General features: G+C 73.0%; 16 protein-coding genes. 5 read left to right on the forward strand and 11 right to left on the reverse strand.

Features of this window, described 5'->3' with window-relative positions; all coding sequences use genetic code 11:
- The 3 genes from IPJ59_RS08045 to IPJ59_RS08055 all read right to left on the reverse strand — a co-directional run bounded on the left by IPJ59_RS08045 (position 1) and on the right by IPJ59_RS08055 (position 2,333).
- The gene (locus IPJ59_RS08045; RefSeq protein ID WP_293250184.1) at positions 1–786 is read right to left on the reverse strand and encodes an ABC transporter permease; all 786 of its coding nucleotides are present in this window, start codon (positions 784–786) and stop codon (positions 1–3) included.
- A gap of 94 nt (positions 787–880) precedes the next feature.
- Positions 881–1,753 carry an ABC transporter ATP-binding protein gene (locus tag IPJ59_RS08050; protein WP_293270643.1) on the reverse strand — a complete coding sequence of 291 codons (873 nt, stop codon included), beginning with the start codon at positions 1,751–1,753 and terminating at the stop codon, positions 881–883.
- Positions 1,754–1,793: 40 nt separating this feature from the next.
- On the reverse strand, positions 1,794–2,333 hold the full coding sequence (locus IPJ59_RS08055; RefSeq protein WP_293270645.1) for a hypothetical protein: 540 nt from the start codon (positions 2,331–2,333) through the stop codon (positions 1,794–1,796).
- Between the two features lie 176 nt (positions 2,334–2,509).
- Here IPJ59_RS08055 and IPJ59_RS08060 point away from each other — a divergent pair, with 176 nt between their 5' ends.
- From IPJ59_RS08060 to IPJ59_RS08075, 4 genes are all read left to right on the forward strand, one after another.
- The gene (locus IPJ59_RS08060) at positions 2,510–4,423 is read left to right on the forward strand and encodes a hypothetical protein (RefSeq protein ID WP_293270646.1); all 1,914 of its coding nucleotides are present in this window, start codon (positions 2,510–2,512) and stop codon (positions 4,421–4,423) included.
- A 152-nt stretch (positions 4,424–4,575) separates the two neighbouring features.
- Complete coding sequence (locus tag IPJ59_RS08065) at positions 4,576–5,001, forward strand: MmcQ/YjbR family DNA-binding protein (protein ID WP_293270648.1); 426 nt, start codon at positions 4,576–4,578, stop codon at positions 4,999–5,001.
- The gene (locus tag IPJ59_RS08070) at positions 4,980–5,159 is read left to right on the forward strand and encodes a hypothetical protein (RefSeq protein ID WP_293270649.1); all 180 of its coding nucleotides are present in this window, start codon (positions 4,980–4,982) and stop codon (positions 5,157–5,159) included. The genes IPJ59_RS08065 and IPJ59_RS08070 overlap by 22 nt, the downstream gene beginning before the upstream one ends.
- A gap of 128 nt (positions 5,160–5,287) precedes the next feature.
- A complete protein-coding gene (locus IPJ59_RS08075) occupies positions 5,288–7,129 on the forward strand; it encodes an FHA domain-containing protein (protein WP_293270651.1) in 1,842 nt (613 codons plus the stop codon).
- A 37-nt stretch (positions 7,130–7,166) separates the two neighbouring features.
- On the opposite strand, the gene IPJ59_RS08080 is transcribed toward IPJ59_RS08075, so the two are convergent.
- From IPJ59_RS08080 to tssB, 4 genes are read right to left on the reverse strand one after another with little or no spacing between them, the layout of a single operon-like run.
- A complete protein-coding gene (locus IPJ59_RS08080; RefSeq protein WP_293270652.1) occupies positions 7,167–8,480 on the reverse strand; it encodes a penicillin-insensitive murein endopeptidase in 1,314 nt (437 codons plus the stop codon).
- Complete coding sequence (locus IPJ59_RS08085) at positions 8,467–9,036, reverse strand: hypothetical protein (protein ID WP_293270654.1); 570 nt, start codon at positions 9,034–9,036, stop codon at positions 8,467–8,469. Before IPJ59_RS08085 ends, IPJ59_RS08080 begins: the two co-directional genes overlap by 14 nt.
- 8 nt (positions 9,037–9,044) lie before the next feature.
- The gene (gene tssC / locus IPJ59_RS08090) at positions 9,045–10,505 is read right to left on the reverse strand and encodes a type VI secretion system contractile sheath large subunit (RefSeq protein WP_293270656.1); all 1,461 of its coding nucleotides are present in this window, start codon (positions 10,503–10,505) and stop codon (positions 9,045–9,047) included.
- 13 nt (positions 10,506–10,518) lie between these two features.
- Entirely contained in the window at positions 10,519–11,043 is a 525-nt protein-coding gene (gene tssB, locus IPJ59_RS08095) for a type VI secretion system contractile sheath small subunit (protein ID WP_293270658.1), read from the reverse strand.
- A gap of 183 nt (positions 11,044–11,226) precedes the next feature.
- Here tssB and tssD point away from each other — a divergent pair, with 183 nt between their 5' ends.
- Positions 11,227–11,724 (forward strand): type VI secretion system tube protein TssD, encoded by a 498-nt coding sequence (gene tssD, locus IPJ59_RS08100; protein ID WP_293250205.1) that lies wholly within the window; start codon positions 11,227–11,229, stop codon positions 11,722–11,724.
- 113 nt (positions 11,725–11,837) lie between these two features.
- Here tssD and IPJ59_RS08105 read toward each other — a convergent pair whose 3' ends face one another.
- The 4 genes from IPJ59_RS08105 to tssC (IPJ59_RS08120) all read right to left on the reverse strand — a co-directional run bounded on the left by IPJ59_RS08105 (position 11,838) and on the right by tssC (IPJ59_RS08120) (position 20,748).
- Complete coding sequence (locus tag IPJ59_RS08105; protein ID WP_293270659.1) at positions 11,838–15,992, reverse strand: DUF6531 domain-containing protein; 4,155 nt, start codon at positions 15,990–15,992, stop codon at positions 11,838–11,840.
- A complete protein-coding gene (locus IPJ59_RS08110; protein WP_293270660.1) occupies positions 15,986–16,984 on the reverse strand; it encodes a hypothetical protein in 999 nt (332 codons plus the stop codon). Before IPJ59_RS08110 ends, IPJ59_RS08105 begins: the two co-directional genes overlap by 7 nt.
- An 86-nt stretch (positions 16,985–17,070) precedes the next feature.
- A complete protein-coding gene (locus tag IPJ59_RS08115; RefSeq protein ID WP_293270661.1) occupies positions 17,071–19,344 on the reverse strand; it encodes a type VI secretion system Vgr family protein in 2,274 nt (757 codons plus the stop codon).
- A gap of 150 nt (positions 19,345–19,494) precedes the next feature.
- Positions 19,495–20,748 carry a type VI secretion system contractile sheath large subunit gene (gene tssC / locus IPJ59_RS08120; RefSeq protein WP_293270663.1) on the reverse strand — a complete coding sequence of 418 codons (1,254 nt, stop codon included), beginning with the start codon at positions 20,746–20,748 and terminating at the stop codon, positions 19,495–19,497.
- Between the last annotated feature and the right edge of the window lie 65 nt (positions 20,749–20,813).

Here is a 20,813-nt window from a genome sequence, read left to right on the forward strand (position 1 = left end):
TCAGGCCTCGTGTTCGCGGCCGCGCCAGCGGCGGAGGACGAGCTCGCCGAGCAGGGAGACGGCGGCGAAGAGGAGCAGGCCGAGGAGGGTGCAGGCGAAGATCGCGGCGAACAGGTCGGCGGTCTTGAGGCGGCCGGAGTTCTGGACGATGAGGTAGCCGAGGCCGTAGCCGGCGGCGCCGTAGCCGGCGAAGAACTCGCCGACGATGGCGCCGATGACGGCGAGGCCGCTCGAGATCTTGGCGCCGGTGACGAGGTAGGGGACGGCGCCGGGGAGGCGCAGCTTGAGCAGGACCTGGAGGCGCGAGGCGTCGCGCATGGCGAAGAGCTCGAGGTATTGCGGGTCGACGCGGGTGAGGCCGGTGGTGCCGTTGGTGATCACGGGGAACAGGCTGATCATGACGGCGACGAGGACGACGCTGGTGAGGCCGGTGCCGAACCAGATGACGATCAGCGGGGCCACGGCGACGATCGGGACGGTCTGCAGGAAGATCGCGTAGGGGTAGAGGCTGCGGGCGAGGGCGCGTGACTGTGAGAAGGCGACGGCGATCGCGGTGCCGAGGACGAGGCTGATGACGAGGCCGAGGAGGGCGGCGAGGGCGGTGAGGGCGGTGCCGGTGGCGAGGGCGCTGGCTTCGGCGATCGCGGCGGCGGCGATCCGCGTCGGGGCCGGGATGAGGTAGGCCGGCGGCGTGAGCAGCACGCACAGCAGCTGCCACGCGAGGAGGAAGCCGGCGAACAGCAGCAGCGGCGGCCACAGGCGGGTCCACAGGGGCTCGCGGGTCATGCGGACTCCCAGGACTGGCGGGGGACGCGGGCGCGGGTCATGCGGGGTCCTGGACGCGGGCGCGGGTCATACGGGCCGCGGAGGGGTTCGCGGGTCATGCGGACTCCTGGACGCGGGCGCGGAGGGTGGCGAGCTGGGCGGCGAACTCGGGGGTGTGCTGGAGGCCCGGGGGGCGCGGGCGTGGGAGCTCGATCGCTTGCTGGTGGATGACGCGGCCGGGGCGGGGCGACAGGACCAGGACGCGGTCGGCGAGGAGGACGGCCTCGGCGAGGTTGTGGGTGACGGCGAGGGCGGCGAAGCGGTCGCGCTGCCACAGGCGGAGGAGCTCGTCGTCGAGGCGTTCGCGGGTGAGCTCGTCGAGGGCGCCGAAGGGTTCGTCGAGGAGGAGGAGCTCGGGGCGGGTGACGAGGGCGCGGGCCAGGGAGGCGCGCATGCGCATGCCGCCGGAGAGCTGGTCGGGGTGGACCTCGGCGAAGTCGGCGAGGCCGACGAGGGTGAGGGCGCGGTCGACCTCGGCGCGGTGATCGAGGGTGGTGCTGCGCGAGCGGCCGAGCTCGAGCGGGAGGGCGACGTTGTCGCGGACGCTGCGCCAGGGGAGCAGGGTGGGGTCCTGGAACACGAAGGCGGCGCGGGCCCAGCGGGTGCGGGCGTGTGCGGGGGTGAGGCCGGCGACGCGGAGCTCGCCGCGCGAGGTGGGCGTGAGGCCGGCGATGGCGCGGAGGAGGGAGGACTTGCCGGAGCCGGAGGGTCCGACGATCGCCACGAACTCGCCGGCGTGGAGCTCGAGCGCCACGCCGGCGAGGGCGAGCAGGCCGCCCGGGTAGCGCAGGTCGAGGTCGCGGGCGCGGACCAGCGGGGTGGGCTGCGGGTCTTGTGGTGGCCCGTGTGGCGGCTGCGGGTCTCGTTGCGGGTCTTGTCGCGGGTCTTGTCGCCCGTTGGCCGCGTCGGTGGTGGTCGCTGCGGACACCGCGGCGGGAAGCTATCACGCTTCGCGGCAGGGCGGCGCGTCAGCGACAGAGCTGGACGGGCGAGGAGACGTGGTTGTTGGGGTTGGTGACGGTGATGATGCGGCAGCTGTTGTTGGGGAAGCCGCCGCTGACGTTGGCCCGGATCTGGGTGCCGGAGACGTCGTAGGAGAGGGCGTAGGGGCCGTAGCTCTGGACGCTGTTGGGCACCTGCAGGCGGACCGTCGCGCCGGGCAGGACGATGAAGGAGCTCGCGGCCTGCATGTACAGGATCGGGTTGCTCTGGGCGTTGACCTGGACGTAGGGCCCGAGGACCACGGGGGTGTAGGTGGAGGGGTCGTTCGCCGGCGGCGGCGGGCAGAAGAAGCAGCCGCCCGGGGTCGCGGCGTCGTCGCTGAGATCGCCGACGGCCTCGGGGCGCGCGTCATCGTCGGCGAGCTCGGCCTCGATCTGGGCCCGGATCTCCGGGTCGAGATCGTCGTCGGCGAGGGCCGCGATATCATGGGCCCGGGCCTCGGGATCGGCGTCACAGCCGATCGTGAGGGTCAACGCGATCACACTCGTCGCAATGTGCTTCGACATCATCATGCATCTCGCTTGGCTGTCACTGTCAGGGTCCGGAGCGCCGCACATCCGCGTGCCCGGTCGGCGGCTGTACGGGGCGACCCCCGGCGTGGATCGGTGGCGATGCATCGATCAGCGATCAGCGATCGTCGGGGCGGGCGCGATCGCGCGAGTAGAGGCGGTATCCTTGCGGAATGGTGCGTCCGGCTCGTGGTGTCGTGTTTGTGTCGCTGCTCCTCGCTGGTTGCGGTGAGGTGGCCTCGCCGGGGACCCCGGTCGCGGCGCCCGCGAAGACGGCGGCGGTGAAGGCGGAGCCGGTGAAGGCGGAGCCGGGCGAGGCGACGAAGGGGGAGGCGACGAAGGCGGTGGCGACGAAGGGGGAGGCGCCACCGATGGAGCTGAGGGAGGCGGAGCCAGAGCGGGAGGCGGAGCCGGCCGAGGCGGTGGAGGCGGTGGCCAGCGAGTTTCATCTGGCGGCGTATCGCGACGGGCGGCTCGGGCTGTATCCGATGAGCAACGGGGTGCTGCTGGTGGTCGGGGCGCAGGCGATCGCGGAGTCGGCGGGCGGAGAGCCGCTGTCGCGGCGGCCGGGCATGACCTGGGGCTTCCTCGATCCAGGCGAGCTGTACCTGACGGACTGGCACACGGGCACGGTCGGCGGGCGCTGGCCGGAGAGCACGTGGATCAGCGCGTACTTCTCGGGGCAGCGCTGGGACAGTCAATTTTACGTGTACTACCGCAAGGGCGAGCGCTGGCAACGCAAGGCCAACGTGGAGGGGATCCTTCAGTGGTACTACAGCGGCTTCGCGGCGTGGACGGACGGGCAGACGCTGGCGCTGCGGGTGCAGTCGCTGGACCCGCGGGTGCTGGCGAAGTACGGCAGCGGCGAGGAGGTGCCGGCGGCGGCGCAGAAGCGGCACGACGCGGCGCTGGCCGCTGCGAGGCCCCGCTTCGATGTGCTCGACGCCAGGCCGGGTAGCGCGGCGCCGCCGAGCTTTCCGGCGGGGTCGACAGCGCGGGCCTTCACGGCGCGGGTGAGCGGGGAGATCGACGCGGTGGTGAAGGATGAGCAGGGCACGCTGACGCTGCTGCGCTGGGCGAAGGGGGCGAGCGAGCCGCAGCGCTCGCCGCTGCCGATGGCGGAGCACAGCCTGCCCGGCGAGTACGCGACGCTGCAGCTGGTCGCGCATCCGGACGGCGGGCTGTGGATCGCGGCGCCGCTGGCGGAGGGGTCGTACCTGGCGCGCTTCGACGGCGAGGCGTGGAGCCTGCGCTCGCTGCCGACGAAGGAGCCGCTGCGCTCGCTGGCGGCCGGCGACGACGGGGTGCTGTGGGCGGTGACGAGTCCAGAGCGCTACCGCTACGAGGGCGAGGCCGCGGACCAGGGGCATCTGTGGCGCAGCAGCGACGGCGAGAAGTGGCGCAAGGTGGCGTTGCCGACGGTGCAGTTCGCGGATATGGCGGAGAAGCACTGGGAGTACTTCACGGCGGAGTCGGACTACAGCGAGGTGTACGGCGACGCGGAGGCGGCGGCGCAGCGGCACCGGGTCGCGCCGAATCAGGTGTGGTCGGGCGACGGGGAGGTGTGGGTGGCGGGCGTGACCGGGGCGGGGCGGCGGCTGGGGGCCACGGAGTACTCGCGCGAGGTGGTGCTGCGGACGCGGGCGGTGGCGACGCCGCTGGGGTTGCCGTCGGACGACATGTTGCGGCTGGAGCTGCTGGATGAGCGGGCGGCGAAGGACTTCGGCTTCGGCGAGGAGGAGATGTGCGGGCCGGGGCTGGTGACCACGTTCATGAGCTTGCCCGCGGACGCGCCGAAGGACGGGCCGATACCGGTGGTGGAGAAGCTGCTGCGCGAGCATCCGGAGCTGGCGCTCGAGTTCTCGGAGATCTGGGAGGCGCGGCACCGGGGGCGGCGGGTGGTGGCGTTTGTCGCGGGGAACCTCGAGAAGGCGCGGGTGGCGACGGTGCTGGGGCTGCTGAACGCGGAGGTGCCGGAGAAGCGGAGCTTCGTGTGTACCCAGCCGATCGTGGTGCGGCCGCTGTACCGCTTCGCGGAGCTGGCGGAGATGGGGCGGGCGTACCGGGCGGCTCACCCGGCGCCGTGACGCGGGGCTGCGCGAGCGCACGACGGGGGCGCTTCGCGGCGGCCTTGGGCGGCATGACGCCGTGGCGGCGTCGCTGTGGCCGGGCGGTGATGTTCAGTGGTGTGGTGAAATGGATTGACAGATATTCGGGGGCGCGCGAGGAGGAGCTTGCGATGGCGAACCAGGACCACATCCAGAGCAACGCGGCGGCGCTGCGCGCCATGGCGATGAGCTACCCCGGGGCGTACGAGGAGTTTCCGTGGGGCGAGGTGGCGGTGAAGGTGAACGGCAAGGCCTTCATGTTCATGCACGCGGGGGGCGGACAGCTGTCGATGTCGTGCAAGCTGCCGCGCTCGCACGAGGTGGCGCAGATGCTGCCTTTCGCGTCGCCGACGGGGTACGGGCTCGGCAAGAGCGGGTGGGTGACTTCGCGTTTCGGGCCGCGCGACGAGGCGCCGCTCGAGCTGCTGCGGGAGTGGGTGGACGAGAGCTACCGGGCGATCGCGCCGAAGAAGCTCGTGGCGGAGCTCGGCGCGAGCGGGCAGGGGGCGGGGGGGGGGCGGCGAAGGTGGCGAAGGTGGCGAAGGTGGCGAAGGTGAAGGTGAAGAAGAAGGTGGTGAAGGTGGCGGTGAAGAAGAAGGTGGCGAAGGTGGCGGTGAAGAAGAAGGTGGCGGTGAAGAAGAAGGTGGCGAAGGTGGCGGTGAAGAAGAAGGCGGCGGTGAAGAAGAAGGTGGCGAAGGCGGTGAGGCGGGGTTGATGGCAGTTTGTGTGGGGTGCGTTACGCGGGCTGTTGCGCGTGCATGAATGTGGGTTGTGGCGGGGCGTTGAGGGATTGTGCTGAGGGCTGGATAGGGCGTTGGTGGCTGCTATGCTGGCCGTCGCGTCATGATTGAGATCAAGCTGGAATGCCCGGGGCAGGCGCCGCGGGTGCATCGATTTGCTGCCACCACGATCACGGTGGGCCGCGGGACGGACTGCGAGCTGTGTCTGGAAGATCCGTCGCTCTCGCGGCGCCATTGCCGGATCTCCTGCGGGCTGCAGGGGTCCTATGTGGTGGAAGATCTGGGGTCGGTCAACGGGACCGTGGTCGCGGGGCGGCGGATCGTCGGGAGCTGCTCGGTGGAGCCGGGGCAGGCGATCGCGTTGGGTGAGCTGCGGCTCGAGATCGTGGCGCGTCGTGGGGCGCGGCCGGTGGCGGCGGCGGGGACGGTGGTCCCGGTGGTGGCGGCGGTGGTGGCGGCGGTGGTCCGGGCGTCGACGGCGGTGGTTCGGACAGAGGTGCGGGTGGACAAACGAGGTGGCGCTGGGGACATGTCGCATGGGACAGGTCGTGGGAGGGCGATCGCTCGGGTCGGGGTGGCGGTGGTGGGCGTGATGCTGGCGGTGCTCGGCGGGTGGGCGACGGCGTGGGCGTGGGATCGGCCGATCGTGATGCCGGCGGTGGTGGCGGTGAGCTGCCGGGCGGATGACCCGGCGCTGCTCGAGGCGGACGCGGTCGCGGATGCGGCGGCGCTCGAGCCTGATGTCGAGTCGGCGCTGCGTGAGGGGCTGCGGGCGCTTGAGCGGGTGCGTGGGACCGCGTGCGCGGGGCAGTCACGGGCTGCGGCGGGTCTGCGTTCGGCGCTGGCGCGCAGCGAGAGTCAGCGGCTCGGGCAGCACCCGGCGGGGCTGCGCTCGCTGTTGGCGGGGGCCGACGGGCAGGTGGTGGGGCTCGACGAGGACGGCGCTTTGTTTGTGTGGGAGCGCGAGCGGCCGGGGCGGCGGATCGAGGTGGATGGGGTGCAGGCGGTGGCGCTTGATGGCGAGGGGCGGGTGGCGGTGGCCGGGGCGGACGGGGGTGTTCGCGTGGGTGGGCTCGATGGTCCGCTGCGGGAGGTCATGCGCGGGGAGTCGGTGCTGGCGTTGAGCTTCGCTGGTGACGATCGGCTGGTGGTCGCGGAGGCCGGGGGGCGGATCTCGGTGTGGCGTGTCGGGGCGGATGGGGTGTGGGCGATCGCCGAGGAGTGGCGCGCGTGGGCTGGCGTGACGTCGCTGGAGGTCGCGGGGGATCGCGTGCTGGGGTTCGGGGCGGGGCGGGCGGCGGTGTGGCAGATCGGTCGCGGGCCCGGGCTCGTGTTGCGCACCGGGGCGGTGATCACGGCGGCGGCTCTGGATGCGAGCGGCTCGCAGGTGGTCGTCGGCGACGCCGCGGGGCTGGTCACGCGCTGGTCGCTTGGACGGCGCGCGCGCGGCCAGGGCCAGGGCCAGCGAGCTGAGACGCTGACCGCCCACGCGGGGGCGGTGCAGGCGGTGGCGTGGGTCGGTGATGCGGTGGCGTCGGTCGGCGAGGACGATGCGTTGCGGGTGTCCGAGCTGGCGCGGAGGGTCCGACGTGGTGGGCCGCCGCTGGTGCTGGTCGCGGAGACACCTGTCCCGGTGGACAGGCTCGCGGTGGGTGGGGGCGGGCGGTGGTTGATCGGGGTCGGCCGCGACGGGGCGCTGGTCCGCTGGGACCTCGAGCAGCGCAGTCGTCGGCTGCCGGCCACGCTGCGGGCGGGGCACGCGGGGGCGATCACGGCGCTGGCGACGGTGGATGGCTGGGTCGTGAGCGGCGGGGCGGACGGGGTGGTGCGCGCCTGGGAGCTGTCCGATGGGACAGGTGAGACCGAGGCCACCGATGAGACCGAGGCGGGGCTTCGGCGGCGGGCCTGTCGGGCGCTGGGGTGGTCGCAGCCCGGGTGCGTGTGAGGGTGGCAGCGTGCGAGGTATAGGAGCCGGGTTGCTGTCAGGGCGATGCCACGCAGCTGGGGTCGTCGGGTGGGCAGCGGAAGCGGACGTGGAGGTGGTGGGTGTGGCCGGCGGCGTGCTTGACGAGGGCGGCGCGACCGCGGACGGGGTGCTGGATCGCCTGGGCGAGCTCGGGCTCGGGGACGCCGAGAGAGCGGGCGGCGCGGCGGAGCTGCGGGTGGAGCTCCCAGGCGAGGAAGATGTCCTGCGCGCGGCCGCTGGTGGCGAGGGCGTGCACGAGCTGCCAGGTGGCGCGCCAGTCGACCTCGTGCGGCGCGGGGCGGCACAGGTCGGTGCCGCAGCGGACGCAGCCGCGGCGGTAGCGGCCGCCGACGATGGGGAGCCAGAGGTCGACGTCGCGGCCGGACTGGTGCGAGCGGTGCGGGCCGTAGCGGCCGCCAGCGGGCAGGCTGAGGTCGCCGACGACGAGCTCGCCGCGGTAGCCGCTGTGGTTGCGGAAGCTCGCGAGGGCCTGCATGAGCTCGCTGGCGGTGGTCGAGCTGGCGTAGGCATGGGCGGGGCAGCGGATCGTGTAGTCGGGCGAGGGCGGGAGCTGGAGCGCGTGCTCGAGGGTGCCAGCGTCGGGGCGGCCGCGGGTGCGGGCGTCGGGGGGTAGCTCGAGGGCAGGTGGTTCGGTGACGAACTCGGGGTGGGTCGCGGTGTGGGCGATCGAGGTGTGGTCGCGGGGAGAGGTGTCGCGGGTGGTCGGCGAGGTGTGGTCGCGGGGTGGGGCGTCGCGGTTGGTCGGCGAGATGTGGTCGAGGGGTGTGTCTCGGGTGTTCGGCGAGGTGTGATCCGACATGTCCGAAGGGACAGGGGTTGTGAGGTTGGCGGCGACGGGGAGGGTCGCGGCGCAGGCGGCGAGGGCGGTCAGGCAGGCGGTGCGCAGCAGGCCTGGGCGGCGGGCGACGAAGGGCGCGGCGCGCGGTGGCGGTGGCGGGTTGTCGAGGGTGAGCTCGAGGGGGTCCGGGCTGGCGAGCGTGAGCGGGCGGATGGGGGCGCAGCGGAACTCGAGCAGGCGGAGGCCGACGGAGATGCGGTCGCCATCGCGGAGCTCGGTGGGTTCGCGGCAGCGCTGGTTGTTGAGGTAGGTGCCCGCGGGTGCGCCGCGATCGAGGAGCCACCATTGCGCGCCGCGGAGGCGGAGGCAGCAGTGTTGTGGCGCGAGCTCCGGGTCGGCGAACACGAGGCTGCAGCGCTCGTGGGCGCGGCCGATGTGGAGGACGGGGCGATCGAGGACGAGCAGGCGCTCGTCGTCGCCGATCTGGCGCAGGGTGGCGCGGGGCGGGCCGCCGGGGTTATTGGCTCGCATGGGGCTCCGGGGCGGCGGTTGCGGCCGGGGGCTGGAGGGCGCGGGCGGCGAGGGCGAGCAGGCCGATGACGATCGCGAGGCCGAGGCAGAGGTTCAGGACGAAGAAGGCGTGCGGGTCGGGTGGAGCGCGGCGAGGTCGCGGGCGCGTGGGGGTGGGGGTGACGGCGGGGATCTGGAGGACGGTGATGTCGGGGGAGGCGAGCTCGTCGAAGGGCGCGGGTGTGGTGTGGTGCGTGGGCGCGGCGGCGGTGGCGAGCGGGCCGGCGACCGTCGCCGCCTCGGGGCCGCCGGGTTTGAGCGCGTCGGGGAGGAGCAGGGTGCCGCTGCCGCGCGGCTCGGCGAGCAGGGCGGGGCGCGGGAGGGTGGCGGGGGGGTTGCGATGGTGGGAGGGCAGGGGGAGGATGCCGAGCGCCGGGATCGCGGAGGTGTCCTGGGACATGTTCTCGAGGACATGTCGGTAGGGGCAGATCGGGCAGCGGGAGGCGGGGGCTTGGCGCTGGTAGAGGACGGTCTCGCCGTCCTCGTCGTCGTGCGGGGTGCGGTGGAGGGCGGGCATGGTGGGGCTCACTGTTTGTCGAGCTTGCCGACGAGGGAGAGGGTGAAGGAGACGCCCTCGAACTGGATGAAGGGCTCGATCTGCAGGCTGCAGCGGTACCAGCCGACTTGATCTTCGACGTCCTCGACGGCGATGCGGGCGCGGCGGAGTGGTTTGCGCGAGCGGGTCTCGGGCGAGGGGTCTGGCATGTCGGCGACGTACTGGCGGATCCACCGGGTCAGCTCGCGTTCGAGGTCTGCGCGGCCCTTCCAGGTGCCGATCTGCTCGCGCTGCAGGACCTTGAGGTAGTGGGCGAGGCGGGTGATGACGAACATGTAGGGGAGGCGGGCGCCGAGCTGGGCGCTCTGCTGGGCGGCGAAGCCCTCGGGCGTGCGGGTGAAGCTGCGCGGGCGCTGGGCCGAGCTGGCGGAGAAGAAGGCCGCGTTGTCGCTGTCCTGGCGGAGCACGAGGCCGATGAAGCCGAGGTTGGCGAGCTGCAGCTCCTGGCGGTCGGTGATCGCGGTCTCGCAGGGGAGGCGGGTCTTCTGCTCGCCGCCTTGCTCGTACTGGTGGAGCGGCAGGCCGTGGACCGAGCCGCCGCCCTGGGGGCCGATGATGTTGGGGCACCAGCGGTAGCGGGCGAAGGACTCGGCGACGCGGGCGGTGAGGGCGATCGACGCGGGGCCCCAGAGGTAGCGGTCGTGGTGGTCGATGACGGCCTCGCTGAAGTCGAAGGCCTTGACGGCGAGCTCGCTGTCGCGGCGGCCGTAGGGGGCGCGCAGGAGGAAGCGGGGGGCGCAGAGGCCGACGTAGCGCGAATCTTCGTGGTCGCGAAAGCTGCTCCAGCGGGCGTACTGTGGGCCCTCGAAGGCGGCCTCGAGGTCCTTGATGCGGCTGAGCTCGGCGAAGCTGGCGAGGCCGAACATGCGCGGGCTGGCGTTGGCGAGGAGGGGGACGTGGGCCATCGCGCTGACGGCGGCGCAGTGCTGGAGGAGGGCGAGGTCCTCGCTGTTGGTGCTGATGTCGAAGGTGGCGCAGACGACCCCGTAGGGCTTGCCGCCGAGGACGCCGAAGGCGCGGGCGTAGAGGTGTTTGTAGAGGCCGGACTGGGTGATGTCGGGGGCGTCCTCGGCGTCCTGGGCGAGGTCGTGTTTGCTGGCGTTGACGAGCTCGAGGCGGATGTTCTCGCGGAAGTCGACGTGGTCGACGAGGTGTTTGAGGCCGCGCCAGGCGGACTCGAGCTGCTGGACGGCGGGGTGGTGGAGGAGGAGGTTGACCTGTGCGGAGAGGCGGCGGTCGAGGTCGGCGATGAGGGCGTGGACGCGGTCGCGGTCGACGCGGGGTGTGGGTTCGCTGGCGCGGAGGAGGTCGTCGAGGAGGGTGCGAGCGCCGCGGCGGACGAGCGCGTAGGCGTCGCCGTCGTCGGGTGAGAGGCGGGTCTCGGCGAGGAGTGTGGAGAGGAGGGGCGAGGTGGCGGTGGCGGTGGACATGGCGGTTGGCTCCTCAGGTGTGTTGGTCCTCGAGCTCGAGCTCGCGGAGCAGGCGTTCGCGCTGCGCGGGCTCTTTCAGGAGCTCGCGGATCTTGCGGACGAAGCCGGGCACGTTGGCGATCGGGCCCTTGAGGGCGACCAGGGCGGCGCGCAGCTCGAGCAGGCGGCGCAGCTCGGGGACCTGCTGGGCCAGGCCCTCGGGGCGGAAGTCGGCGAGCGAGGCGAAGCGCAGGGACACCGCCAATTCGCCGGCGTCGGGGCCGGGTTCTGCGCTGGCATCTGGGCCGTCGTGGAGGGCGTTGGGGACCGAGATCTCCACGCCGAGCTGCTGGGCCGCCATGACCTTGTCAAAGTTGTCCTTGTCGACGGAGATCGGCGGGCGCTCCTCGATCGGGCGGTCGTCGTCGCGGCCGGTGAAGTCCCCGAGGACGAGGATCTTGAAGGGGAGCTCGACATCCTCCTGGGCGCCCTCGCTGGCCGGGCGATAGGTGATATTGACGCGCTCGCGGGGGGCGACCGAACCGACGTGGTTTTTCATGGGTGCAGGGTATGGATCGGTGATTGATGGGTGTCCAGGGCTCGGTGCAAATAAATATGTGCGGAGGATCGGCGGGCTGTCGATGTGTACAGAATATGTCTTGGGGATTACGGAAGCTGCGGCCGTGAGTCGGCGCCGGGGCTGCGCGCGGGCGTTCGCCTGGGCGCTTGCTAGCTTGCCGGCATGGCTGAAACCATCCATCTGACATTGAAGGCGAACGGAAACCAGATCGCGGGCGAGAGCTCGCAGCACGACCTCGGGCGCGACAAGACGATCGAGTGCCTCGAGTTCAAGGACAAGGTGCGCACGGCCCGGGAGCTCGGGACGCGGGCCCCGGTGGGGCGGCGGGTGCACGAGCCGCTGGAGCTGGTGAAGCGCATCGACGCGAGCTCGCCGATGCTGGCGAAGGCGCTGTGCAAGAACGAGAAGATCGAGGGCTGCTTCCGCTTCTATCGCCCGAGCCCGAGCGGGGACGGGACGACGGAGCAGTTCTTCACGATCGAGATCAGCGACGGGCGGGTCGACTCGATCGAGCGCCATTCGGCCAGCGCGATCGACCCGGCGGCCGCGACCACGCCGCCGCTCGAGACGGTGCGGCTCGTGTATCACACGATCAAGTGGATCTACGAGCCGAGCGGGGCGGAGTACGTGGATAGCTGGAGCAGCTCCGACGCGGCATGATCTGGCTCATCGGGCTGTGATGATTCGACCCGCCGGGCGCCTTGGGCCTGGCGGGTTTTTTGTGCTGTGATGATTCGACCCGCTGGGCCGATGGACCCGGCGGGCTCCCCTGCTCACTCGCAGGGGGCGCGTGGGGGTGTGGCGTAGATGGTTGCGATGCCGGTTTGGCGGTCGCCAGGGGCGGTGGGGTGGCGGGCGAGCTCGGCGAGGTGCGGCGGGAGGTCGGTGAGCGGGAAGTCGGCGACCAGCTCGGCGGCGACGCGGGCGTGGACGCCGTGGGGGAGCTCGGGGCTGAGGCCGAGGCGGTCGGTCTGGGTGTGCGGGTCGGCGACGTGGGCGTGGAGGTCGAGGCCGCCGAGCAGGCCGAGCGGGTCGGGGGAGAGGTAGCGGCCGGTGGCGGGGTCGAGGTCGCGGAGGCGGTTGTAGGCGAGGCCGGTGTCGGGGTCGGCGAGCTGGCCGGGGTGACGGAAGGGGCAGAGGTGGGGGTCGCCGCGGACGGGGCGGGGGAGGCCGCGCTCGTCGAGCTCGGCGGACCAGGCGAGCTGGCCGTGGGCGTCGACGAGGGCGAGGGGGCTGCCGAGGTGGTCGGTGACGACGGCGTGGCGGGTGGTGGCGGTGAGGCGGGCGAGCGGGGCGCCGTGGGCTGGTTCGCAGGCCCAGGTGATGAGGTCGCGGTGGTGGGTCCACTGGTGGAGCAGGACGTCGCCGTGCCACAGCCAGCGGGTCTCGTGGCCGTCACGGACGCGGGCGATGCGGCGGCCGAGAGCGTCGTGGCGGTAGGAGATCGCGGGGCCGGGAGTGGCGGTGGCGGTGTGCAGCTCGCCGGCGGCGTTCCAGGTGTAGTGCCAGATCGTGTCGGTGGGGACGGGGAGGGCGACGGGGCTGCGGCGGCGGGCGGCCTCGTCGATGTGCAGGTGGGGGCCGCTCCGGTGATAGCGGCGGTGGCGGTAGATCTGCGGCGGGCGGCTGGCGACCAGGCCGTGCTCGAGCGGGCGGCCGTGCTCGTCGCGGTGCCACCAGGCGAGCAGCTCGCCGGGGAGGTGGCGGGCCTGTTCGCGGCCGTCGCGGTCGCGCTCGAAGCTGATCGCCCAGGGCTCGCGGGTCGCGGGGTGGTCCGGGTTTTCGGCGCGGGGGAGCTCGAGGCGGGCGAGGCCGCGGTCGTCGTGGCTGAAGCGGAGGTCGGCGCCGAGGGAGGAGGTCAGGCGGAGGAGGCGGTCGTTGACGTCGTACGCGAGGGTGATGCTGTGCTCGTCCTGGTGCTCGCGGACGATGCGGCCGGCGGGGTCGAGCTCGCGGCGGACGGTGGTGACGCGGCCGCCCTGGTGCTGGCGGGTGGCGGCCTGGAGGGCGCCGTCGCTGCGGTAGGTGAAGTGGTCGCGGGTGCCATCGCCGTGGTCGAGGGTGCTGATGCGGCCGGCGGGGTCGCGGGTGAAGCGGGTGTGCTGGCCGTCGGGGCGGCGGATCGCCGTCACGCGGCCGAGCAGGTCGCGGGTGTATCGATGTGCGCGGCCGAGGGCGTCGACGGTGCTGCGGACGCGGCCGGCGGGGTCGCGTTCGATGCGGAGCAGGGTGCCGTGGGGGCCGGCGACGCGGGAGAGGCGGCCCTCGAGGTCGCGCTCGAGGGTGATCGGTGCGGTGGTGGCGTCGCTACAGGTGTGCAGCCAGCCGAGGCCGGTGTAGCTGCAGCGCAGCTCGCCGTGGTGGTCGCTGGCGCGGAGCTGGCGGCCGCGGGGGTCGTGGGTCGCGAGGCGCAGCTCGCCGTCCGGGAGCTGGTGACGCGTGAGGCGGCCGAGGAGGTCGTGGTCGCGGGTCTCGCTGCGGCCGCGCTCGTCGACGCTGCGGCGCAGCTGGCCGCGGCGGTCGAAGTGGTGGGTGAGGCTGCTGCCGTCGGAGCGCTGGACGTGGATCAGGCGGCCGGCGCGGTCGTGGCGGTGGAGCTCGCTGCGGCCGTCGGGGTGGACGATGGTCTCGGCTGTCCCTGGGGACAGGTCGCGGTGGTGGACGGTGCTGCGGCCGTCGGGGTGGACGATGGTGTCGGATGTCCCTGGGGACAGGTCGTGGTGGTGGACGGTGCTGCGGCCGAGGGGGTCGGTGTGGTGCAGGAGGCGGCCGAGGGGGTCGTAGGTCCAGCGGGTGACGCCGCCAGCGGGGTCGATGCGCTCGACGGGGAGGTCCAGGGTGGGGTGGAAGCGGGTGAGGGTGATGGCGCCGCCTTGGGCCTCGTGGCGGGTGCAGTTGCCGCGGGGGTCGTGGGTCATGCGGGTGACGTGGCCGAGGGGGTCGACGGTCTCGGTGGGGCGGAGGAGGGCGTCGTATTGGTGGCGGGTGGTCGCGCCGCGGGGGTCGCAGATCTCGACGACGAGGCCGCGCTCGTCGGCGCGGTAGGTGGTCGTCTCGCTGCAAGAATTGATGACGAGGGTGGTGCGGCGGGGGCGGTCGAAGATGAGGCGGTGGTCGAGGATGCCGCCGTCGCCCCAGGTGCGTGTGCAGGCGGCGTCGCTGCCGGGGCCGTCGAAGGTGAAGTGGAAGCGGAGGCCGCCGGGGAGGGTCTCCTCGATGATGCGGTGGTTGTCGTGGCGGTAGCGGGTGGGGTGGCCGAGGGCGTCGTGGACCTCGACGAGGTCGTCGTGATCGTGGTGGTAGCGGACGTGGGGGACGAAGCCGTCGCTGTCGGGGTCGGGGAGGTCGATCTGGGTGAGGGCTTCGGGGTGCGTAGATTGGTAGTGGAGGTGGATCTCGCGGCCGTCGTCGGCGTGGACGCGGATCAGGCGGGCGTGGTCGTCGTGGTGGAAGTGGAGGGCGCGGCCGAGGTGGTCGCGGCGGGTGATGAGGCGGGCGCGGGTGGGGTCGCCGGGGAGCGGGGCGAAGTGGCGGGTGAGGCCGTCGTGGTCGGAGATCTGCCAGTGGTGGTCGGGGAGGCGGCGGATCGTGAGGCGATGGAGGGGGACGTAGAGGGGGTCGTCGTTGTCGGGGATCGGGAGCTCGAGCTCGCGGCCGTCGTCGGCGCGGTAGACGAGCTGGTTGGGCTCGAGCCAGACGGCCTCGTCGAGGCTGTGCGACCAGCCGCGGCCGAGCGGGGAGGGGCGGTCGCTCCACGTCGAGCTGTAGCGGCGCTCGAGGCGGAGGGCGGGGGACCCGGGGAGGTCGAGGTCGCAGGCGGTGAAGACGAGGGCGCCGGTGACGACGTCGACGGGGTGGCCGGTGTACGTGCAGAGGTTTTGGGGGAGGGCGTTGGTGATGCGGCCGTGGGTGGGGAGGCCGCGGAGCATGTGCGTGAAGCGGGCGAGGAGGCGGTTGTTGCGGGTGACGAGGGAGAGGGGCTTGGTGATGCCGAGCTTGATGAGCTCGAGCGAGGCCGGTACGGGGAAGCCGCCGATGAGCACGTCGGCGTGGCCGGTGGTGAGGGCGCCGATGCACTGGGGGAGGCCGGGGTCCTTGCCGACGAGCAGGCGGGCGAACATGGCGACGGTGTTGGCGGTGGCCTGGCTGCCGTGGAGGGATGCAGCGAGGGCGTGGCCGCGGCTGTCGGCGGCGAGGGTGGCGGCACGGGCGGTGTCGGGTTCGGCGGCGGCGTCCTCGGCGGCGTATTCGGAGCGTTCGTGTGAGGCGCGAGCGGCGAGCTGTTCGGAGCGGATGCCGACCGTGTCCATGGCGGTGCTGGTGACGACCTCGATGGCGAGCTTGGCGAGCGAGGGGACCGCGGCCTTGAGGTCGATGGTGCCGCAGTGACGGGTGAGGTCGAAGACGCGGGCTGCACGGGCGCCGGAGATGAAGACCTTGCTCGATCCGGTGGTGATCTCGTAGGGCGGGGTGAAGGTGCCGCAGGAGAGGGCGGTGCCGAGATCGCCGACGCGTGCGGCGGGGAGGCCGTGGATCAGCACGGAGAGGCAGGTGCCGAGGGAGACGGGTCCGATACTTGGGAGCGCCGGGGTCGGAACGCCGCCACGCAGGTGGGAGTGGGTGAGGCCGAGGTGCACGGTGCCGTCGGTGGCGGCGGGCCACTCGATGGCGGCGCTGATCGACTTCATCTCGAAGGCGATCATGGTGTCGAGGAGGTCGCCGGGGGTGCTGACGATGCCGAGGAGCCCGCCGCCGACGCGGGCGGCAGAACCGAGGAGGCCGCCGCGTTCCCGCTCGCGGGACTCCTCGGGGGTGGTCGGGGCCGCGAAGGGGGCGTGGTGGCGATCGTGGAGGCGGAGGAGGGCCTCGCCGAGCGAGACCTCGGCGGGTTCGGGACGCGGCTCTGCGAAGGGGTCGGGCACTAGCATGAGGGCTCCTCGAGCGCGACGCGGGCGGCGCGGGCGTGGTCGGCGATGCGGTGGTTGTGCGCGGCGGCTCGCTCGGCGGCGTGAAAGCACGCGATGGCTTCGCGGCGGTGGCCGAGCGAGCGGGTCAGGTCACCGAGGGCGAGGGCCGCGTGGACGACGACCGGGAAGGCGTCAACGGCGGCGGCACGTTGGAGGGCGACGCGGCCGAGGGTGAGGGCGGCCTCGAAGTCGCCGCTGTGGCGGAGGGCGTCGGCCTTGAGGGCGAGGGCGAGGGACTGCAGCGTGGGGGTCACAGCGAGGGTCGCGGCGAGGTCGCAGCGGGCGATGGCGTCGGCGTGGCGGCGATGGTGGAGGTCGTGGCCGGCGAGTTGGAGGAGGGCCTGGGCGCGCTGGTCGGGCGGGCGCTGAGAGTCGCTGGCGGTGGCGTGCAGGTCGGCGATGAAGCGGGCGGGGGGGAGTGAGAAGCGATATGCGAGGACCTGCTCGGAGGGACAGGTGGCAGCGGCATCGAATGTGTGTGGTTTGAGCGCGTCGTCGCGTAAGAGCAGTCGGAGGCGGGGGTCGTGCGGGGTGGTGAGGAGGGCGGTGGTGAGGGCCGCGAAGGTGGTGGGGTCGGCGATCTCGACGGGGGTGAGGGCGCAGACGAGGCGGTGATCGCCGGCAGGGAGGTCGGCGAGGAGCTTCGTCCACAGGGCGGTGAGGTGGCGCGCGGCGAGCTGGGGGGTGATGACAGTGGCGGGTGCGAGGTTTGCGGGAGAGAGATGGGCGGGGAGGGACTCGCTAATGTTGGTTAGATATGTGGGCAGGTCGGTGAAGGCTGCGGCGACGGTGTGGAAGCGGTCGGCGGGGCTGTCGCGGTCGAGGGTGGCGAGGGTGTGGAGGAGATAGAGGACCTCGCAGTCGGCGCAGGCGATGACGAGGACGCCAGGCTCGGGGCGGGCGACGAAGCCGGCGAGGAGGGTGTGCAGGGCGTCGAGGCGGGCGCGGGGCATGGCGGGTATCGGTGGTGGCGCGGCAAAACGTCGAGGCGGGCGTGGGGCATGGTGGTGATTCGTGGCGGCGCGCGGGTGCGTGGGCCTTAGTTGAGGCGGATGAGGGCGCCGGAGATGGTGTGTTCGCCGGTGGCGGTGCTGGTGATCACGGGGGACTTGATCTCGATGGATCCGGGCTTGAGGACGATCGAGGTGCCGCCGACGCGGAGCTCGAGGGTGTCGTTGGCGACGATCGAGATCTTGTCGGCGGTGAGCTGGGCGTTGCTCTCGGCGTGGAGGGCGAGGTTGTTGTTGGCGCTGGCGAGCAGGTCGCCGGTGGTGGCGGCGAGGTGGAGGTCGGTGTGGGCGTGGACGGTGATGTCCTGCGCGGCGGTCTTGAGCTTGAGGCGGGTCGCGGCGTCGAGGACGATCGCGGCGCTGCGCGAGCGGGCGCGGAGCTCCTTCTGGGCGTCGAGGATGAGCTCGTCGGCCTGGGACTCGGCGTAGATGGGGCCGTGGGCCTGGAGGTGGATGTTGGCGGCGTGGGAGACGAGCTCGAGCATCTGCTGGGCGTGGGTGTGGTGGCCGCCGCACTCGACGTCGACGTGATGGTTGCCGGCGCGGACGACGGTGTGTTGGTCGCCGTGGATGTCGAGGGTGTGGGTGCCGGCGAGGACGGTGGTGCGCAGGTCGCCGTCGCTGACGGTGAGGTCGGCGTTGGCGGTGACGGCGGTGATCTGGTTGGCGCCGACGAAGGTGGTGTGGTTCTGGCCGATCTGGGCGGTGAGGTCGTGGGCGACGCGGACGCTGTGGTCGTGGCCGGCGATCGTGTGGAGGTCGCGGCGGGTGCGGAGGGTGAGGGACTCGCGGCCGCGGCCGTCCTCGAGGTGGATCTGGTTGGCGAGGCCGCCGCCGGGGCTGGATTCGGAGGCGAGGACGCTGCAGGTCTTGTCGTCGGGGAGGGCGACGGGGGGGGTGTTGAGGGAGTTGTAGACGCAGCCGACGACGAGCGGGCGGTCGGGGTCGCCGTCGATGAAGTGGACCAGGACCTCCATGCCGACGCGGGGGAGGAAGAGGGCGCCCCAGCCGGCGCCGGCCCAGGTCTGGGCGACGCGGACCCAGCACGAGGCGCGGTCATCGGGGGGGCTGTCGCGGTCCCAGTGGAAGCGGAGCTGGATCCGTCCGTGCTCGTCGGTGTGGATCTCCTCGCCTTCGGGGCCGATGACGATCGCGGTGTGCGGGCCGTGGACCCGCGGGCGCTGCAGGTGTGGGTCCGGCGGGGGGCGGAACGGGACCTCCTCGGGGACGCAGGTGAAGCGGTTGTGGTAGCGGGGGGCGGTGGGGTCGGAGCCGAGGCGCTCGGCGTCGACGACCTCGCCGTGGTGTTCGACGCGGAGGAGCAGGTAGCTGCGGTCGCGGGCGGGCTCCGGGTGGCCGTGGAGGGCGAAGCGGAGGCCGGGGCTGAAGTCGACGAGGTCGCCGCTGCCGGTGCAGTGGTCGCGGGTGAGGGTGTGTTGTTCGAGGCTGCGGCGGGCGCGGGTGCCGGCGTCGTCGGCGTCGCTGCGGTGGTCGTCGTGGGTGTAGAGGATTCGCTCGCGGTTGCGGTCGTCGCGGGCGCAGCGGGTGTGGGTGAAGGGGGCCCAGGCGGCGGCGAGCGGGACCCAGTCGCGCTGGGTGACGCCGGTGACGGTGAGGTGGCGGGAGCGTCCGAGCTGGTCGACGGACTCGTCGGCGGCGACGGTGGTGTCGCGGGGGAGGAAGCGGACGGGTTCGCGGGCGGGGCAGCGGGCGTTGTCGTCGAAGAGGACGAGGGTCTCGGTCTCGCCCAGGTGGGCGAAGCGGAAGCCGATGCCCTCGTCGTGGAGGAGGCGGCGGACGAAGTCGAGGTGGCTCTCGCGGTACTGGACGCAGTACTCGCGGGCGGGGTAGGCGGCGGGGTCGAGGTCCTGGCGGAGGCTGCGGCCGAGGGCGGCGAGGCTGTCCTCGAGGACAGCCTCGACGATCTGCGGGACGTTCTGGTGCTGGAAGGCGCGGGTGTCGACCTGGTGGCCGAGGAGGGCCAGGGCCGGGCCGACGGTGAGGCGGAGGCGCTGGCGATCGCCGCGGCGGGACAGCTGTTCGACGCGGAGGATGAGGCCGAGGAGGTCGCGGGCGGGGTGGTCGTCGCGGGCGAGGGTGAGGCAGGCGTCGGCGCCGAGCAGGGCCTCGGGGTCGAGCTCGGGGTCGTCGCTGACGAGCTCGATGCGCAGCTCGTAGAGCTCGGAGAGGGCCTCGCGCAGGGCGACGCGGCGGACTCGCCAGGCGACGTTGTGGTCGCGGGCGGTGAAGGTGTAGCGGACCTCGGGCAGGAGGCCGCGGGGCGTGGCGGCGTGGTCGGGCATGCGGGCTCCATGTGGGCTGTCCGGAGGGACAGGTGTTGTGGCTGTCCGGAGGGACAGGTGGGGTGCGGGTGGTGACTGTCTGGAGGGACAGGTGTGGCGCGGTGGGCTGTCCGGAGGGATAGGTGTGGCTGTCCGGAGGGACAGGTGGTCTCAGCGGTGGCCGAGGTCGAGGCGGGAGCTCAGCTCGAGGGTGAGGGGGCGGCCGAGGTGGGTGAGGTGGGGGACGACGCGGAGGTGGCAGCGGTGCCAGCCGGGTTGGTCGGCGAGCGGTGTGAGGGTGATGGAGGCGCTGCGGAGGGGTTTGCGGGCGCGGACCTCGAGCGGGGGATCGTCGATGTCGGCGACCAGCTGGCGCAGCCACAGCTCGAGCTCGCGGAGGAGGGCGGCGTGGTCGTCCCAGCGGCCGACGCGTTCGCGCTGGACGCGTTGGAGGTAGTGGGCGAGGCGGCCGACGAGCAGGAGGTAGGGGAGCTGGGCGGCGAGATCGTCGCTGCGGTGGAGGGTGGGCGCCTCGCGGACGATCGCGCGGTCGGTCGCGCGGTCGACGGTGAGGGCGATGAGGCCGGCGTCGGCGAGGGCGCGCTCGCAGCGGGGTGGCAGGAGGAGCTCGAGGGTGTGGGCGGTGGCGGGGTGGGCGAGCTGGAGGAGGGCGGGGCCGTGGCGGGTGCCGACGAGGCCGAGGCACCAGCGCTGCTCGGCGAAGGCCGCGGCGGCGCGCATGGCCACGAGGATGCAGGCGGGGCCCCACAGGCGGTGTTCGGGGTGGTCGACGATCTCGCGGTGGCGGAGGGTGGCGGGCTGGCGGTCGCTGTCGTGCGGGGGGCGGAGGAGGAAGCGGGGGAGGCAGAGGGCGAGGTGGCGGGCGTCGGGGCTGGCGCGGAGGGCGTGCCAGGCGGCGAAGCGGGGGCCGGATTGGGCGGCCGCGAGGTCGTGGATCTGCGGGAGCAGGGTGAGGTCGTGGAGGCCGAGCAGGGCGGGGGCGGCGTCGGCGAGGAAGGGCGCGTGGGCGAGGGCGGCGAGGGCTGCGGCGCGGTGGAGCAGGGCGAGGTCGTCAGCGTCGGGGCCGAACTCGAAGGCGGCGCAGACGAGGCCGTAGGGGCGGCCGCCGTGGCTGGCGTAGGCGATGTCGTGGACGTGGTGGTGGAGGCCGGCGTGGGCGAGCTCGCGGGCGCAGAGGTCGTGCTGGAGCTCGTGTCGGCGGAGGGGGAGGATGTCGACGCGGATGTTGTCGTGCGGGTGCAACGGGACGACGAGGCGATGTAGGGCGCGCCACAGGGCCTCGAGGCGCTGCAGGGCCGGGTGGTGGAGCAGGGCGTCGAGGACGCGCGCGAGGCGGCGGTCGAGCTCGGCGATGGCGGCGTCGACGGCGGGGCGGGATGGCGTTTGGGACAGGGCGGAAGGCACAGGTCGTGAGGGACAGGGTGGAAGGGACAGGTCGTGAGGGACAGGTGGCGATGGCGTTGCCTGAG

Source organism: Nannocystis sp., assembly GCF_016714285.1.
Lineage (GTDB): Bacteria > Myxococcota_A > Polyangia > Nannocystales > Nannocystaceae > Nannocystis.